The sequence below is a fragment of the Bacillus sp. AFS001701 genome (genome assembly GCF_002559405.1).
In the GTDB taxonomy this organism is placed as follows: domain Bacteria; phylum Bacillota; class Bacilli; order Bacillales; family Bacillaceae_G; genus Gottfriedia.
Genome location: NZ_NTZO01000094.1, coordinates 12,448 through 30,358 on the forward strand (window position 1 = coordinate 12,448; position 17,911 = coordinate 30,358).

General features: G+C 33.8%; 12 protein-coding genes. 3 read left to right on the forward strand and 9 right to left on the reverse strand.

The window, feature by feature from the left end; translation table 11 throughout:
• Positions 1–403: 403 nt before the first annotated feature.
• Together CN514_RS07970 and CN514_RS07975 are read right to left on the reverse strand one after the other, a co-directional pair.
• Positions 404–1,258 carry a class II fructose-bisphosphate aldolase gene (locus tag CN514_RS07970; protein WP_069033722.1) on the reverse strand — a complete coding sequence of 285 codons (855 nt, stop codon included), beginning with the start codon at positions 1,256–1,258 and terminating at the stop codon, positions 404–406.
• Positions 1,259–1,552: 294 nt separating this feature from the next.
• Positions 1,553–1,930 (reverse strand): response regulator, encoded by a 378-nt coding sequence (locus tag CN514_RS07975; protein WP_025671030.1) that lies wholly within the window; start codon positions 1,928–1,930, stop codon positions 1,553–1,555.
• Positions 1,931–2,130: 200 nt separating this feature from the next.
• Here CN514_RS07975 and CN514_RS07980 point away from each other — a divergent pair, with 200 nt between their 5' ends.
• Positions 2,131–2,655 (forward strand): DUF2529 family protein, encoded by a 525-nt coding sequence (locus CN514_RS07980; protein WP_176525830.1) that lies wholly within the window; start codon positions 2,131–2,133, stop codon positions 2,653–2,655.
• A 70-nt stretch (positions 2,656–2,725) separates the two neighbouring features.
• Here the strand turns inward: CN514_RS07980 and CN514_RS07985 are convergent, their stop codons facing one another.
• From CN514_RS07985 to CN514_RS08010, 6 genes are all read right to left on the reverse strand, one after another.
• Entirely contained in the window at positions 2,726–4,327 is a 1,602-nt protein-coding gene (locus tag CN514_RS07985; protein ID WP_025671028.1) for a CTP synthase, read from the reverse strand.
• A 314-nt stretch (positions 4,328–4,641) separates the two neighbouring features.
• Positions 4,642–5,190 carry a DNA-directed RNA polymerase subunit delta gene (gene rpoE / locus CN514_RS07990; RefSeq protein WP_098232145.1) on the reverse strand — a complete coding sequence of 183 codons (549 nt, stop codon included), beginning with the start codon at positions 5,188–5,190 and terminating at the stop codon, positions 4,642–4,644.
• Between the two features lie 267 nt (positions 5,191–5,457).
• On the reverse strand, positions 5,458–8,697 hold the full coding sequence (gene icmF, locus CN514_RS07995) for a fused isobutyryl-CoA mutase/GTPase IcmF (RefSeq protein ID WP_098232146.1): 3,240 nt from the start codon (positions 8,695–8,697) through the stop codon (positions 5,458–5,460).
• Positions 8,698–8,825: 128 nt separating this feature from the next.
• On the reverse strand, positions 8,826–9,956 hold the full coding sequence (locus tag CN514_RS08000; RefSeq protein ID WP_069033717.1) for an acyl-CoA dehydrogenase: 1,131 nt from the start codon (positions 9,954–9,956) through the stop codon (positions 8,826–8,828).
• A gap of 403 nt (positions 9,957–10,359) precedes the next feature.
• The gene (locus CN514_RS08005; protein WP_098232147.1) at positions 10,360–11,541 is read right to left on the reverse strand and encodes an acetyl-CoA C-acetyltransferase; all 1,182 of its coding nucleotides are present in this window, start codon (positions 11,539–11,541) and stop codon (positions 10,360–10,362) included.
• A 169-nt stretch (positions 11,542–11,710) separates the two neighbouring features.
• Positions 11,711–13,819 carry a heterodisulfide reductase-related iron-sulfur binding cluster gene (locus CN514_RS08010; RefSeq protein ID WP_098232148.1) on the reverse strand — a complete coding sequence of 703 codons (2,109 nt, stop codon included), beginning with the start codon at positions 13,817–13,819 and terminating at the stop codon, positions 11,711–11,713.
• A 214-nt stretch (positions 13,820–14,033) separates the two neighbouring features.
• On the opposite strand from CN514_RS08010, the gene cls reads away from it, so the two are divergent.
• Both cls and uvsE read left to right on the forward strand, forming a co-directional pair.
• Positions 14,034–15,227: a cardiolipin synthase gene (gene cls, locus CN514_RS08015; RefSeq protein ID WP_098232149.1), complete on the forward strand. Its 1,194-nt coding sequence runs from the start codon at positions 14,034–14,036 to the stop codon at positions 15,225–15,227.
• A 43-nt stretch (positions 15,228–15,270) separates the two neighbouring features.
• The gene (gene uvsE / locus CN514_RS08020; protein WP_098232150.1) at positions 15,271–16,227 is read left to right on the forward strand and encodes a UV DNA damage repair endonuclease UvsE; all 957 of its coding nucleotides are present in this window, start codon (positions 15,271–15,273) and stop codon (positions 16,225–16,227) included.
• A 586-nt stretch (positions 16,228–16,813) separates the two neighbouring features.
• Here the strand turns inward: uvsE and CN514_RS08030 are convergent.
• Complete coding sequence (locus CN514_RS08030; RefSeq protein ID WP_098232151.1) at positions 16,814–17,848, reverse strand: anti-sigma factor domain-containing protein; 1,035 nt, start codon at positions 17,846–17,848, stop codon at positions 16,814–16,816.
• Positions 17,849–17,911 lie beyond the last annotated feature (63 nt).

Here is a 17,911-nt window from a genome sequence, read left to right on the forward strand (position 1 = left end):
AAATAGTAGAGAAGTAAAGTTTTTAAACTTCTCAACTGTCGAATAGTTTCTACCTATTTTCTCCAAAATTCTACTTCTCTAATCTTAGTTTATACGAGAGCCACAGTCTAATATAAAGACTTTTGCTTCGGATTGGTTAATGACAATATCTTGAATTTCAATAAAAATTCAGTAAAACCTTTACATAAATTTTAATTAGTTAATAAAGTAGAAATAGATATTTGGTAAATTCTTAACTAGACCTATACTAATTCTAATCATTATTAGGTTATATCTTCAAGTCTAAATGAAAAAACATATAAATTTATTGCTAAAAATGGCTTTCTTAAACAAGAAAACCGTCTAAACATAATTTAGACGGCTTAATTTATTATAATATATCATATTTTAAGCTAAAAAAATATTACGCTTTGTTGCTAGTACCGAACTCACGGATTTTGCCAGCTACTGTTGCGATAATTGCTTCGCGACCTGGTCCAAGAACTTTACGTGGATCGTACTGTTTTTGATCATTTGCAACAAATTCACGAACAGCTTTATTGAAAGCAATTTGGTTCTCAGTGTTAACGTTAATTTTTGCAGTTCCACGAGCGATTGCTTTTTGAATTTGTTCAGTTGGGATTCCAGTTCCACCGTGTAAAACTAATGGTACATTAGTCTCGTTACCGATTTGTTCCATTTCGTCGAAACCTAATTTCGGTTCACCTTTGTATGGTCCATGAACAGAACCTAAAGCTGGAGCTAAGCAATCAATGCCAGTACGCTCAACTAGTTCTTTACACTCTGCTGGGTCAGCATAAATAATGTCTCCAACAACGTGATCTTCTTGTCCACCAACAGTTCCTAATTCAGCTTCTACAGATACACCATGAGAGTGAGCGTAGTCTACAACTTTTTTAGTTGTTTCAACATTTTGCTCAAATGGATCGTGAGAAGCATCAATCATAACTGAAGTAAATCCAGCGTCAATTGCAGCTTTACATGCTTCGAAGCTTGAACCGTGATCAAGATGAATTGCTACAGGTACAGTAATTTTTAAATCAATTAATAAACCTTCTACCATCTTTACAACAGTATTAAATCCACCCATGTATTTAGCTGCACCTTCAGAAACACCAAGAATTACAGGTGATTGTTCTTTTTCAGCTGCAGTAAGAATAGCAAAAGTCCACTCTAAGTTATTAATATTGTATTGACCAACAGCGTATTTACCTTCTTTTGCTTTATTAAGCATTTCAGTCATAGATACTAAAGGCATTTTAAGCCCTCCTTATATACTCTTTTATGAAAATTAATCTGCACCCATAATTTTACTAACAAGAATATAATGCTACATATTGTTCTTTATTATGTAAATTATTAGGTATTTATATCACAACATAAGAATACAAAAAATGAAATGAAAACACAACAAATATCATCTAATGTTCGTATTATCGTAACATATTAGACAATTAAACATTATTTCTAACGGTTTTATCCGTTATTTCCGAAAACGCTTTCAAATTATGGATAAAAATAAAAGCAGATGGTCCGCTACCCATCTGCTATTTTACTGCTGAGATTGTGGTTGTGAAGTATGTTCTCTAACAACCTTTTTAATTTCATCAATATCAAATGGTTTTGGAAAATATTGTAGTGCTCCTAATTTTTTAGCTTCTTCAATAATATCGAGTTCACCATAAGCCGTCATCAAAATAACTTTAATATCTTTATTAATTTCTTTGATTCGCTTTAGAATCTCCACTCCGTCCATACCTGGTATTTTCATATCAAGAATAACTAAGTCGGGACAATCCTTCACTACAATATCAATTGCTTGAAAACCATTAGCTGCCTGAAATACCTCATAGCCTTCTTTTTTGAAAATTTCGTGTAAAAGCAAACGAATTCCGTACTGATCGTCTACTATAAGTAATTTACTTCCCAAAAATAGTACCACCTTTCTAAACCAGATAACCTTGCTTAAAAAAATACAAATTCCCCTAAATTTTTACATTCTACTTAAAAACCTTTTTTCCTGCATACGTTTGAAAAATTTACAAAAAATTACTTTTTTAAATTTTTTGTATCTATCTATATTACAGTATAATGGTTAGACCATACTTTTATAAGAGGGAGTATTACTTAATGTTAAAAATTTTTTCGACACAATTGAATGGAGTTTTTCAAAAAATAGTTAAACAAGAGGAAGTATTTGAAGATGCTTCACGCTTCTTAGCACAGGCTGTTATAGGCGAAGGATGCGTTTATGTTCATGGCACAAAAGAATTTGCTGGTATTGTTTCAGAAATTACTGATGGAGCAGAACAAAATGAGTCAATTAAACCTTTGTTGATTAACGGTGAAATCCAGTCATTATCTCCAGTAGATCGAGTACTTTTATTTACAAGACAGACGGATGACCAAGAAGCTATTCTTCTTGCTAATAAACTATCAGAATCAAACATTGGATTAGTGATCGTCTCTACTACGATCAATGGAGAAGACCATTTATCAGAACTAGCTGATGTTTTTATTAACTATGAATTAACAAGAAAGCTTGTTCCAACTGACGAGGGAGACCGAATCTGTTTACCTACTCTACTTACAGGATTATTTATTTATCACTGCCTACTACTTACAATGAGTGAAATCCTATTAGATTTCGACTGAAAAATAATTCTAAAATAACAAAAACACCCAACATGATTTTAATAAAATCTGTTGGGTGTTTTTTATTTCCTTAACCTCGGTTTTGTAGTGATGCTCCTACAAAATCTCTGAATAATGGTTGTGGTCTATTTGGACGAGAAATAAACTCTGGGTGGAATTGAGAAGCTACGAACCATGGGTGATTTGGCAACTCAATAATTTCTACTAAACGACCATCAGGGCTAGTACCTGAGAAGATAAATCCTTCTTGTTCCATTTGTTGACGGTATTCATTATTGAACTCATAACGATGACGGTGACGTTCGTAAACAACTTCATCTCCGTAAGCTTCGTATGCTTTTGAACCTTCAACTAATTTACATGGATATAGGCCTAAACGTAATGTTCCACCTAAATCTTCTACGTCTTTTTGTTCTGGTAATAAATCGATAATTGGGTAGTTAGTAGTAGGATCGATTTCAGCCGAGTGAGCACCTTTCAAACCTAAAACATTTCTAGCAAATTCAATTGACGCAATTTGCATACCTAAACAAATTCCTAAGAATGGTACGTTATTTTCACGAGCAAATTGTGCAGTTAAGATTTTTCCTTCTACACCACGATCACCGAATCCACCTGGTACAAGAATTCCATCTACATCGCTTAAAAGTTCATTTACATTAGCTGATGTAACTTCTTCTGCATTAATCCATTTAATTTCAATTTCGCTATCAAAAGCATAACCTGCGTGCTTTAATGCTTCTGCTACTGAAATATAAGCATCTTGTAATTCTACATATTTACCAACAAGAGCGATTTTTGTTGATTTAGTTAGGTTTTTAACTTTGTCTACTAAAGAAATCCACTCTGTCATATCTGCTTCATTTGTTTGTAGTTTTAAATGATTACATGCAATACTGTCTAATCCTTGTGCTTGTAATGCTAATGGGATTTCGTAAAGAGTATCTGCATCTACACATTCAATTACATCTTTAGCATCTACATCACAGAATTGAGCAATTTTATCTTTCATTTCTTGTGGTACAGATGTTTCTGAACGTAGTACGATCACATTTGGTTGAATACCAATACTACGAAGTTCTTTTACACTGTGTTGTGTAGGTTTTGTTTTTAACTCACCAGCAGCTTTAATATAAGGTAGAAGTGTACAGTGAACATACATTACGTTGTCACGACCAACGTCGCCTTTAATTTGACGAATAGCTTCAATAAAAGGTAATGACTCGATATCACCAACTGTTCCACCGATCTCTGTGATAACAACATCAGCATTCGTTTCGCGACCCGCACGGAAAACTTTATCCTTAATCTCATTTGTAATGTGTGGGATAACTTGTACAGTTCCTCCTAAGTAATCTCCACGACGTTCTTTTTGTAATACCGTAGAATAAACTTTACCACAAGTTACATTGTTGAATTTAGTAACGTTAATATCAACGAATCTTTCATAATGACCTAAGTCTAAGTCTGTTTCTGCACCGTCATCTGTTACGAAAACTTCACCATGTTGGTAAGGACTCATTGTTCCTGGATCTAAGTTAATGTACGGATCGAATTTTTGAATTGTTACATTTAATCCTCTGTTTTTTAGAAGTCGTCCTAAAGATGCTGCAACAATCCCTTTACCAAGAGAAGAAACTACGCCACCTGTTACAAAAATATACTTTGTCATAATTGAGCCCCTTTCATTTTTAGCATTCGTATTTTATTTTTCCTTACAAGAAATTACAAAGCTAAACCTTTATAAAAAAATAGTTAATAACATTTTGTATGCATGCTTTATTGTCATCCAAAATTGGGTTTTTTCATGCAAGTTTTTAACATTTGAATCTAAAGCAAACATTTCATTTATTGTTTTATTACATTAAGTATTTGTAAAAAAACAAAGACGCCCCCTATTAAAAATAGGGAGCGTCAAAATATATTTCGTTCTTTTTAAAGAGCCCAATAAGAATTCTACTCATTCAGTACTTAAAAGTCAAGAACTTATCGTTCTTCTTCCTCTTCAAATTCATCTAATTCTTCATCTTCTTCATCTTCTAGCTCTAAATCTTCATCATCTATTTCAAGGTCTTCATCATCTTCATCGATTTCTTCGTCATCAAACTCATCAGTTTCATCATCATCAACTAGATCTTCATCTAACTCGTCTAATTCAAGTTCTTCTTCTTCAAACTCATCTTCTTCAGATGCGTCATAATCTTCGAACTCACTGTCTTCTTCCAATTGTTTACGTTTCTTCTTAGGTTTTGCAACAGGTAATACTTCTTCTTCTGCTTGATCGTATGGGTACCAAGCACGTAATCCCCAACGATTTTCACCTAAACATACGAAACGGCCATCAATATTTAATTCTGTATAAAACTGAGGAAGTTTTTCTAATAGTGCCTCTCTAGTTACACCTAAAACTGTTGCCATTTGGTCAACTAAATCGTAAAAAGAGATAGGTTCCTTTGTTTCAGAAAAAAGTTCATATGCTAATTCAATAAGCGATAATTCTTTTAATTGCTCTTCCGAGTATTGCTTTAAACTCAAGGTAAGCACTCCTTTAAAAATAATATTTTCACCATAATTTAATACCATTATGTATAAATTTTACTAGTTAGCTATAAAATACATATCTTTCATTATAAACAAAACTAAGTTAAATATGCTAGCACCTTGTCTATATTTTTCAATAATAGATTAATTTTTTGCGAAAATAGTAAAATGAGCGCCTAAAAGACGCCCATTCTACCTAACTCCAGTCACATGCCGCTTTTGCTGTCTTAAAGCAGGACAAACGGCTTTTTAAAATTCTTTTTACATATTTCTACGGTATTGTCCGCCTACTTCATATAATGCTTGAGTAATTTGCCCTAAACTAGCCACGCGAACAGTATTCATTAGCTCTTCGAATAAATTGCCATTTTGACGAGCAACTTGTTTTAATTGTTCTAAAGCAACCTGTGCTTCTGATCTATGTTTCACTTGGAATTGTTCGACATGATCAATTTGCGATTGTTTTTCTTCGTAGCTTGATCTAGCGATTTCCATTGTATTAATTGATTCCATTTGTTCGTTCGGATTGATGTAAGAGTTTACTCCTATAATTGGAAGTTCACCATTATGTTTAAGTGTTTCATAATAAAGTGACTCTTCTTGAATTTTGCCACGTTGATATTGAAGCTCCATCGCACCTAATACGCCACCACGGTCACTGATTCTCTCAAACTCTTTTAAGACTGCTTCTTCCACTAAGTCTGTTAGCTGCTCAATGATAAATGATCCTTGGATTGGATTTTCATTTTTCGATAGACCATTTTCCTTTTGAATAATAAGCTGAATCGCCATTGCACGACGCACAGATTCCTCAGTAGGAGTTGTAACAGCCTCATCATATGCATTTGTATGAAGTGAGTTACAGTTATCATATAAAGCCAGTAATGCTTGTAACGTTGTACGGATATCATTAAATGCCATCTCTTGAGCATGTAATGAGCGACCTGATGTTTGAACATGGTATTTAAGTTTTTGACTACGTTCAGATGCACCATACTTTTCTTTCATCGTAACAGCCCAAATTCTTCTCGCTACACGTCCTATTACGGAGTACTCTGCATCAAGTCCATTACTAAAGAAGAACGATAAATTATGTGCAAAATCATCAATTTTCATGCCTCGACTTAAATAATATTCAACGTAAGTGAATCCATTTGATAAAGTGAATGCAAGTTGTGAAATTGGATTTGCTCCAGCTTCAGCAATGTGGTATCCAGAAATAGAAACTGAATAATAATTACGAACACTATTATCAATAAAATACTGTTGAATATCGCCCATCATTTTTAAAGCGAATTCTGTTGAGAAAATACATGTATTTTGCCCTTGATCCTCTTTTAAAATATCAGCTTGAACAGTACCACGAACTTTTTGTAAAGTTACTCGCTTGATTTCAGTGAATTCTTCAACTGTTAAAATTCGGCCTAATTCTTTTTCTTTTATTTCAACTTGTTGATGGATAGCAGTATTTAAGAACATAGCTAAAATAATTGGTGCTGGACCATTAATTGTCATAGAAACAGATGTTGAAGGACTACATAAATCAAAACCATTGTAAAGCTCAATCATGTTATCTAAAGTACATACATTAACTCCACTCTCACCAATTTTCCCAAAAATATCAGGTCGGATTGCTGGGTCTTCTCCGTATAGAGTTACTGAATCAAATGCTGTACTTAAACGTTTAGCTGGGTCATTCTCACATAGATAGTGGAATCGTTTATTCGTTCTGCTTGGAGGTCCCTCACCAGCAAATTGTCTCTTCGGATCTTCATCTTGACGCTTGAATGGGAATACTCCTGCTGTAAATGGGAAATATCCAGGCACGTTTTCTTTCGCTACCCATCTTATTAAATCTCCATAATCTCGATAAGTAGGTACAGATACTTTCGGTATTTTTGTACCCGATAAAGTTGTCGTTGTTAACTCAATTTTAATTTCTTTATCTCTAATTTTTTGAATTAGTTGATCTTGTGAATATGCTTCTTTAATCAATTTAAAATGATTAAGAGCTTGTTTTGTAGATGGAGCAAGAGATTCTTCAAATTTATTTTTCAAATCTACTAATGTATGTTTTGCATCTTCAATATTTAGTGACTCTATTTCAGACAGTGTTCCTTCAATTTGATAAAGCTTTGAAGCTTTTGCTGCCTCAACTTCAGTATTTTCGTGATAGTTTCTTACCGTTTCTGCAATTTCTCTTAAATAAAAACGACGATTACTTGGAATAATGACATGTTGTTTCTCAACATTACCTGGCTTAATATATGTCGTATTCCATTCATTTGTAGTGTGTTTTTCAATTGATTTTGTTAAAGCTAAAAATAAATTATTAGTTCCTGCATCGTTGAACTGGCTAGCTATTGTTCCGTATACAGGCATTGTAGCGATATCATCATGGAAAAGATGGCGACTACGTTGATATTGTTTTTGAACAAGACGTAATGCATCTTCTGATCCTTGACGTTCAAATTTATTAATTGCAATCAAATCTGCAAAGTCAATCATATCAATTTTTTCTAATTGAGAAGGTGCTCCAAATTCACTTGTCATAACGTACAGATGAATATCACTGTACTGAGTAATTGCAGCATCACCTTGGCCTATACCACTTGTCTCAACAAAAATAACGTCAAAATCAGCTGATTTTAAGATTGAAATAGTATCCTCTAATGCATTTGAGATTTCTGATTGACTATCTCGAGTAGCTAAACTTCTCATATACACATTTGGATGGTGAATTGAATTCATACGAATACGATCACCTAATAGTGCCCCACCTGTTTTACGTTTTGTTGGATCAATTGAAACAATACCGATTGTTTTTTCTGGAAACTCTTGAATAAAACGGCGTACTAGCTCATCTGTTAATGAACTCTTACCCGCTCCACCAGTACCAGTCATACCAATTACTACACTTTTACTAGTTTCTGATTTTTCTAATGTTGCGGCCATCTCTAAGCTTGAATCTAGAGAACCTTTATTTTCAGCTAAAGTAATAAATCTAGCAATTTCTTTATGATTTGTAGCAGATAGTTTTTGAACGTTTTCTAAGTCCTTCAAAGGTGGAAGAAAATCTGTGCTTTGTAACATATGATTAATCATTCCTTGAAGTCCCATTATACGTCCATCTTCAGGTGAATAGATTTTAGTAATCCCGTATGCTTCTAGCTCCTCTTGCTCTTTAGGCAGAATTACGCCACCGCCGCCTCCAAATAACTTGATGTGAGAAGCGCCTCTTTCTTGAAGCAAGTCGTACATATATTTAAAGTACTCCATATGTCCACCTTGGTAGGAAGAAATTGAAATACCTTGTACATCCTCTTGAATTGCTGCGTTAATAATTTCTTCAACAGAGCGGTTATGGCCTAAATGAACAACTTCAACACCATTTTCTTGCAATAATCTTCTAATCATATTGATTGACACGTCATGGCCATCAAATAAGCTTGATGCAGTAACGAAACGAATCTTGTGCTTAGCTTGATACTTTTCTACCATACTAATCATCCCCCAGAATTATAATTGCCTTTTTTTGTAAAAGAAAACTTGGTAAAGGACTATCCATATTCCTTGTACCAAGCGATCCTAATCATTCGTAATGCGAAAAGAAGAATAAATATTATTTTTTATAGCATTCTTGAGATTACTAGTCTTTGAATTTCTTGTGTTCCTTCATAGATTTGAGTGATTTTAGCGTCTCTCATAAAGCGTTCTACCGGATAATCCTTCGTATATCCATAGCCACCAAAAACTTGTACTGCCTCTGTTGTAACCTTCATCGCAGTATCTCCGGCAAGTAATTTAGACATAGCAGATTCCTTACCATATGGAAGTCCATTAGATTCTAACCATGCAGCTTGATAAGTTAATAGACGAGAAGCTTCGATACTTGTAGCCATATCAGCAAGTTTAAATGAGACACCTTGTTGAGCAATAATTGGTTTACCAAATTGAACACGCTCTTTAGCATAATCAACTGACGCATCTAAAGCACCTTGTGCAATCCCTACAGCTTGTGCAGCGATTCCATTTCTACCACCATCAAGAGTTTGCATCGCAACTTTAAATCCTTTACCTTCTTCACCTAATAGGTTTTCAGCTGGAATGCGGCATTCTTCAAAGATAATTTCAGTTGTTGGTGATGAACGAATACCTAATTTACTTTCTTTCTTACCAACTGAAAAACCTGGTGTATCACTTTCAACGATAAATGCAGAAACTCCGTGCTTATTTGTAGGATCAGTCACCGCAAATACTACGTAAATTTCCGCTTCTCCACCGTTAGTAATAAATATTTTTGAACCATTTAATATATATTCGTTTCCTTCTTTTCTAGCAGTCGTTCTCATACCACCAGCATCTGATCCAGATCCTGGTTCAGTTAATCCATAAGCACCGATTTTTGTTCCTTGTGCTAACGGTTTTAAGAATTTTTGTTTTTGTTCTTCAGTACCAAATTTATATATCGGCCAACTAGCTAATGAAGTGTGAGCTGATAAAGTTACACCTGTTGAAGCACAAACTCTAGAAAGCTCTTCAACCGCGATAACGTAAGCTAAATAATCACTACCGATTCCACCATATTCCTCTGGGAATGGAATACCTGTTAATCCCAACTCAGCCATTTGATCAAAAATTGAACGATCAAATTTTTCATGCTCATCACGCTCAGCAGCTGACGGAGCAACCTCATTTCTAGCAAAATCTCTTACCATTTTACGAATCATTTCATGTTCTTCACTTAAACGAAATTGCATAGATCATTTCCCCCGATTTTTGCTAGGACAAGGATCACAATCAAATAAGAGGTTCTAATTAAAGATACTTATTTTATATCCTATTCCTCTTAACTTAATTGCTCCCTTATCACTGCCATGTTGTTTTTGTCGATTTTTGTAAGCGTTAACAAAATATTTTGTACTTTAACTAAAAGATAGTCTACTTTGTATAATATTAGACAAAAATCTGAAAATTCCTGTTATTTTTTGTAGAAAAATTTTTAAGTCTGGAAGGAAGGAAAAACAGGATTAAGTTAATAGGCAAAAATAGAAAAGCAAAAAAAATAACAGCTTAAGGGAGGCAGTACTTAGCCAAAAAGGAAATATTCCCCTCCTGACCTTTCCTACTCTTCCCATACCCTGCTATTCCTGCTTTTCCCTCTTATCGTACCTCTACTAAGACTGCGTCCCCTTGACCACTGCCGCTACAGATTGCAGCAATTCCTAGGCCTCCGCCTCTTGCTTTTAAAGCATTAATTAAAGTTACGATGATTCTTGCACCACTTGCTCCAATTGGATGCCCTAGAGCAATAGCTCCACCATTTACATTTATTTTTTCTAAAGGTATATCCGCAATTTTCGCACTTGCTAAAACTACTGCAGCAAATGCTTCGTTAATTTCGAATAAGTCTATATCTGACATCTTTTTATTTGTTTTTTGTAATAATTTTTGAATGACATATCCTGGAGTTCTAGGAAAGTCCTTTGCTTCTACAGCCATTGATTCTGTTGCAACGATTGTAGCTAAAGGTAAGTAGCCATTTAGTTTTGCTTCTTCCTCACTCATTAATAAAAGTGCTGCACCTGCGTCATTTAATCCAGGTGCATTTCCAGCTGTGATTGTTCCGTCGCGATCAAATGCTGGTGATAGCTTAGCTAGTTTTTCAATCGTAGTATCTTCCCTTGGACACTCGTCTACTTCTATTTTGGTTACGACTCCTTTTTTGCCAACGGACTCAATCGCTACAATCTCTTCTTCAAATTTACCTGTTTTAATTGATTCAACCGCAAGTTGTTGACTACGAAGTGCCCACTCGTCTTGTTGCTCACGAGATATGTCTTCGATTTTAGCAACTTCACTTCCATATGTACCCATATGAACACCAGTAAATGAACAAGTTAAACCATCTACTAGAAGACCATCTTTTAACTCTGTATTCCCCATTTTATTTCCCCATCTTATAGAGGTTTGATAAAAAGGTGTATTACTCATGGATTCCATTCCACCTGCAACAATCCGTTTACTTTCGCCAGATCGAATCAATAAATCTGAAAGCATAACACTACGCATACCAGATGCACATACTTTATTTATTGTTTCTGATCTTGTTTCCCAAGGTAATCCTGCATTACGAAGTGCTTGTCTTGAAGGTAATTGTCCTTGTCCACCTTGTAAAACTGTTCCCATTATTACATCATCAATCATTTCTAATGGATGGTTAACACGGTTCAATGTCTCTTTAATTGCGATACCACCTAACTGGGCAGCACTAAAGCCCTTTAAGGCACCTCCAAAACGTCCGATTGGTGTACGAACTGCACTTACTATAACTGTTTTACTCATCCCAATTTCCCCCTTAAAGTTTTATCTATTTCTCCTCTATAATAAAATCCTATAATCAATCAATTCACAAAATAAAAGGCGGTTTAAAACGTTGCCGAGCAATCTGAAAGGTGTACAAGTTGCACACCTTTCATTGCTATTTTATGAAGATTGAAAAGTTATAGAACTTTTATGAAGCTTGGTTTTGTTTGTCACCAAAAATCGATAACTCTAAAAGCTCTGCTATATCTAGTGTTTTTACATTTTCTTCGACTTCTTTTGCTTTTGTTCCATCAGATAGCATTGTTAAGCAATAAGGACAACCTGTTCCAATTACATTTGGACTAACTGCAAGTGCTTGTTCAGTACGAGTTACATTAATACGATTACCAACATGCTCTTCCATCCACATTAATCCTCCACCCGCTCCACAGCACATACCTGTTTCACGTTTACGCTCCATTTCAACTAGCTTGACACCAGGAATTGCACGAAGAATATCCCTAGGAGCTTCATAAACTTCATTGTATCGACCTAAATAGCATGAATCATGGTAAGTAATCACTTCATTTACTTGATGAACCGGCTTTAACTTACCTTCTCTAACCAATTGAGATAATAATTCTGTATGATGATAAACTTCTATTGATAAACCAAAATCAGGATATTCATTTTTAAATGTGTTATAAGCATGCGGGTCAATTGTTACTAATTTAGTTACTCCCGCTTTTTCAATTTCTGAGATATTATTACTTGCTAACTCTTGGAATAAGAATTCTTGACCTAATCGTCTAGGTGTATCGCCAGAATTTTTCTCCTTATTACCTAAAATTGCAAAATTAACTCCAGCTTCATTCATTAGTTTCGCAAATGCTAATGCGATTTTTTGGCTACGGTTATCATATGAACCCATTGCACCAACCCAGAATAAGTACTCAATTTCTTCTCCAGCTTTCTGAGCTTCTTTTACTGTTGGGATATGGATACTTTCATCAAGTTCTCTCCAATTTTCACGGTCTTTACGATTTAATCCCCATGGGTTTCCTTGACGTTCGATATTTGTCATTGCACGTTGAGCATCAGGTTGCATCTTACCTTCTGTTAAAACTAAATAACGACGTAAATCAATTACCTTTTCAACATGCTCATTCATTACTGGACATTGATCTTCACAGTTACGACAAGTTGTACATGCCCAAATCTCTTCTTCAGTAATTACGTCACCAATTAAACTTGGACTATATTCCAATGTTGCTGCTGATTCTTGTTTTCCTTGTGAAGCAAATGCTAATTGATTTCCTTTTGTTTTAGAAAATGCAACTGTTGGAACCCAAGGTGCACGAGACGTTACAACAGCCCCTGTTTCAGTTAAATGATCACGAAGTTTTAAAATTAAATCCATCGGTGACAGCATTTTTCCAGTTGCAGTAGCTGGACATACATTTGTACAACGACCACATTCAACACAAGCATATAAGTCAATTAACTGTGATTGACGGAAGTCGCTGATTTTTCCAACACCAAATGTCTCTTGTGTTTCATCTTCAAAATCTATTTTTTCTAATTTTCCTGCTTTTGTTAAACGATTAAAATACACGTTTGCTGGACCAGCAAGTAAATGTGCGTGTTTTGATTGAGGTACATATACTAAGAACGTTAAAAGTGAAATTAAGTGAGTCCACCAAGCAACATAAAATAATGAAATTGATAAAGGCTTACTAATTCCGTTAAAAATAGTTGCAATTAATGATGCAATTGGTTCGTGAAAGCTCGTTGCTTCACCATGCCAAATGATTCCCATACCATTACCAAATAGCGTTGATAACATTAATAAACCAATAAAAATAAGAACTAAACCACTTTTCCAACCTCTTTTTAGTCGAACTAACTTTTCAATATATCGTCTATGGAAGGCCCAAACAACTGCCACCAATATTAGTAACGCAATGATTTCTTCAAAAAATGTAAATGCTCCATACAAAGGTCCAAGAGGTAAATGTGCGCTAGGAACAAGACCTCTTATAATAAAGTCTAAAGCCCCAGCTTGAACTAATATGAATCCATAAAAGAATAACAAATGAATAAATCCACTTTTCTTATCCTTCAATAGCTTTTTTTGTCCAAAAACATTGACCCAAATTTTTTGAAAACGTTCTTTCAAATTTCTTTCAAATTCTTCTTTTTTACCTAATTTGATGTAGGCAAGTCTTGTTTGAATCAGGTAAATGAATAAATAAATTGCATAGACTGTAATTGCCACAAACCCTAGTGCGTTCAAATACAAAAGTGCATGATTCATGATGTATTCCTCCCCCAATTTTCCCGGCTATAAAAGAAAACGCTTACTGTTTAAAAATTTATAACCATAATAATATTCAGAAAATATATAATTTAATTATATTATGAATGACTATTCAGTCAAATACTTTTTCATATTAAATTAACTCTTTTTCATATTCTTCAATGGAAATGGTCATACTATCAACACGTAAAAGGTAAAGGAGTTTAATTATATGATTCTTTGCATTTGCTTAATTGCTCTACTCTTTCTTATACTCCTTGCTAGCTTAGATCTTTATTTTGGCTATAAAGCCTTTCATAAATATGATAAAATTTGCCCATTTAAAAAAAGATATAGTGAAACAATGTTAATAACAGATGGTAATGATTTGTACAAGCATCTTCTAGACGACATAAAAGAAGCAAGTACTAGCATTTCTATGCTTTTTTATATTGTTCGAAATGATGATACATCCGAAAAATTTTTATCATTACTTGAAAGAAAAGCTAAGGAAGGATTACAAGTACGCCTCCTTGTTGATTGGATCGGAAGTTTTAGACTAAAACGTAAAAGAATAAAAAAACTAAAAGAAAATGGCGTGGAAGTACTTTTTAATCGGAGAACTGGATTTCCATATACTCTCTATCGGTTTCAACACCGTAACCATCGAAAGATTACAGTAATAGATCAAAAAGTCGGTTATTTTGGTGGTTTTAATATAGGTAAAGAATATATTGGTTTTGATGAAGACTTAGGTTATTGGAGAGATTATCATATTCGAATGACAGGTGAAGGTGTAAAAGATTTACACATTCAATTTTTAATAGACTGGGTTAGAAGTGGCGGAGAATCCTTTACCTTAATTAATGACGATGAATTAGCAAAAGGAGAAATCGAACACCATTTCTATTCGTCGGACTTTGTACGCATTGAAAACCTATATAAAGATTTAATAGATCAGGCAAAAAAACATATTTACATTGGTACACCTTATTTTATTCCTACAAAAAAATTGATGAACGCTCTTCTTGCAGCTCTTAATCGAGGCGTCCACATATGCGTAATGGTGCCGGAAAAAGAAGACCACAGACTAGTTAAAGAGGCGAGTTTTCCACATCTCCTTTTAATTTTAGAAGGCGGTGGGGAAGTTTTTCATTATCAGAAAGGGTTCTTTCATGCCAAAGTACTACTCATCGATGATCGTTGCTGTGATGTAGGATCCGTTAACTTTGATCGTAGAAGTCTTTGCATAAATGATGAATGGAGCTGTATTTTTTCAAGTGAGTCTTTCATATTGAAGATTAAAGAAATATTTACAAAGGACTTAGAACGCTCAAAAACTTATCCTACCCAGCATTATAAAAATACAACATTCTTATGGAAGTGTCGCAAGCTTTTATCTAAGCTTCTTTCTCCATTAATGTAGTCCTTTGTACATATACAAAAATCAAGGTAGAGGTGAACAAAATATGATCATTCGATTTGGGTATGTATCACATGCATTATCATTATATAATTGTTCACCTGCAAAAACCCTTACATATACACGTTATAAAGCCCTTGACCTGGACGAACGTTTAGAGAAATTAATTTATGTTACATCGCAAAATATTGAAAATACGTATAGAGCACTTCATTATAATGTGGGACAGCAAATTCCCTTATATAGAATGTCTTCTTCAATGGTCTCTTTGGCGACTCATCCAGATGTAGAATTCGATTATATAAATATTTTTCACAAACAATTTAAAGAAATAGGAGATTTTATCAAAAAGCATGAATTAAGAGTTAGTTTTCATCCTAACCAATTCACGCTTTTTACAAGTGATAAACCTCATATAACTGATAATGCTGTGATTGATATGGAGTATCATTATAAAGTTCTTGAAGCAATGGGTATTGCAGACCAAAGCGTCATTAATATACATATTGGTGGCGCGTATGGAAATAAAGAGCTTGCGATCCAACGTTTTTATGAAAATATAAAAAAGCTCCCTATTCACATTAAAAAACAAATGACGCTAGAAAATGACGATAAAACGTATAATACAACTGAAACACTAATGGTTTGTAAAAACGAAGGTATTCCGCTCGTATTTGACTATCATCATCATATGGCAAACTTATGTGAAGAACCGTTAGAGAAATTATTACCCCTTATATTCTCTACTTGGGAACATACAAATTTGAAGCCTAAAATTCATATTTCATCTCCGAAATCCGATAAAGAGTTTAGAGCGCATTCAGATTTAATTGACCTTGATTTTATTAAGCCCTTTTTTGACATCGTCAGATCAATTGGAAAAGATATCGATATAATGATTGAATCGAAAAAAAAGGATTTAGCTCTATTGCAATTAATGGAAGATATAGCGAAATGGAGAGGTTATAAGCGAATAAGTGGTGGTATGATCGAAGTTACTTAAGTTGAGTACCAAAGACATAAATTAAAATTTCATTTATACAAACGTAGCCCTTAAGGAAGTTTAACTTACCTTGAGGGCTTCTTTTGGCTTTAAACTAACTGATTTAATTATGCAAAGTAATAATAGATGGTCTATAGATTTTCACCTACAAGTCTTACTTCAGCTCTACTATAAAGGTGGTTTGTATATGAGCTATCAAAATGCGCTATAACAGTACATAAAAGCATTGACAAAACCTGTACTTCTTTACTAGAAATTCAGCAGTATTTTGAAAATGCTTGGAATGTAATTCAAGAGTGTACACAGCTACAAATGTAAAATGGTTAACTACCGATCATAACTTTTGCAAAACTTTTGTAATGTGTACTTATCAATTTCAATATGAAGGCTATTTGAAAAGAAACTTTGTAGTCGGTCATGGTAGAGCTACCAATGTATTTATAAAGAATGACCATGGAGTTTGGATGGTTATTCATGAGCATTTGAGCAGTATTTCCTAAGCCTTAATTCTTTCATGGGGTTAGTAATGTTATTTGTATAAAAAACACTCAGATTATTAATCTGAGTGTTTTTCATTATCATTTTGTCAACCATTATTGTTCTTGTTCTCGTTCTGATTGTTTTTATAACGATTATTGCAACCATGGCAGCCTTTATTATTTTCATTTCTTCCTTGATCATTATTACTTCTTAAATCGCGTCCATCATTATAGTCTTTTTTTTTTTTCTCTTGATGCATTTCATAATTGTTATTTTGTTTCTTTTGATTTTGCTTCGATGATTCTTTATGTTCTTCTTGATGTCTATGATTCGATTGACTTTGCTTATTTCCCCAGTGCTCTTCTTGATGTCTATGATTCTTAACTTCTTTTGAATAACGATTATCATTAGCTTTGTTCTTTTCGACAGTAGGTGACTTAAAAGGAGATTTAACTTTGGAATTATTATCACCACTAGTCACTTTATGAGAATTCAAATCATTTTCTTGTTTATTTTGATTATGACTTTGGCTTTGATTTTTAACCTTAGGCTGATCTAAATCCTTAGCATTTGGGATATTAATATGGTTATTACTTTCTTGAATATCCTTCAATTCATGATTTAGCTCACTTTGTTTATCTTTAAACTCTTTTTTCATCTTGCCAGTTAATTTGATTGTTTCATCTGGTTCAATTACCTTAGATTTCTCCATTTCACCAACTATATCATTCATAACTGAGTTTAAAGGCTTATGTTTCCAGTTATCCATTTTATCGATCACTTTTTTACCTTGTTCATTGTGACCTTTTAATGCAATAACCTTTAACTGTTTGTCCAGAATTAATGACACTTTAGCCTCTGAGTCAATTTTAACCTTTCCTGCTGCAGCAAATGCTTCTTCGTGGTTCAAATTTAAAAATGTAAAAGAGAAAAGAATTAAACCACAGGCAATTACGACAGGTATCAATTTTGGAATACTTATTTTCATTTTATTATTTAAAATAATTGCATTACTAGGGAACTGAATTTCTTCACCAACCGAATAGGATGACAATAATTTTTTACATTTTAAATACTCTCCGTTAGCAGTTAGTACAACTACGGATGAGCGATTTACTTTTAATACAATACCATTGTTCATCTTCAGTTCCCCCTTTTTAAATAGTTTTGTAAATAAATATAATTATTGACACTAATAATACAC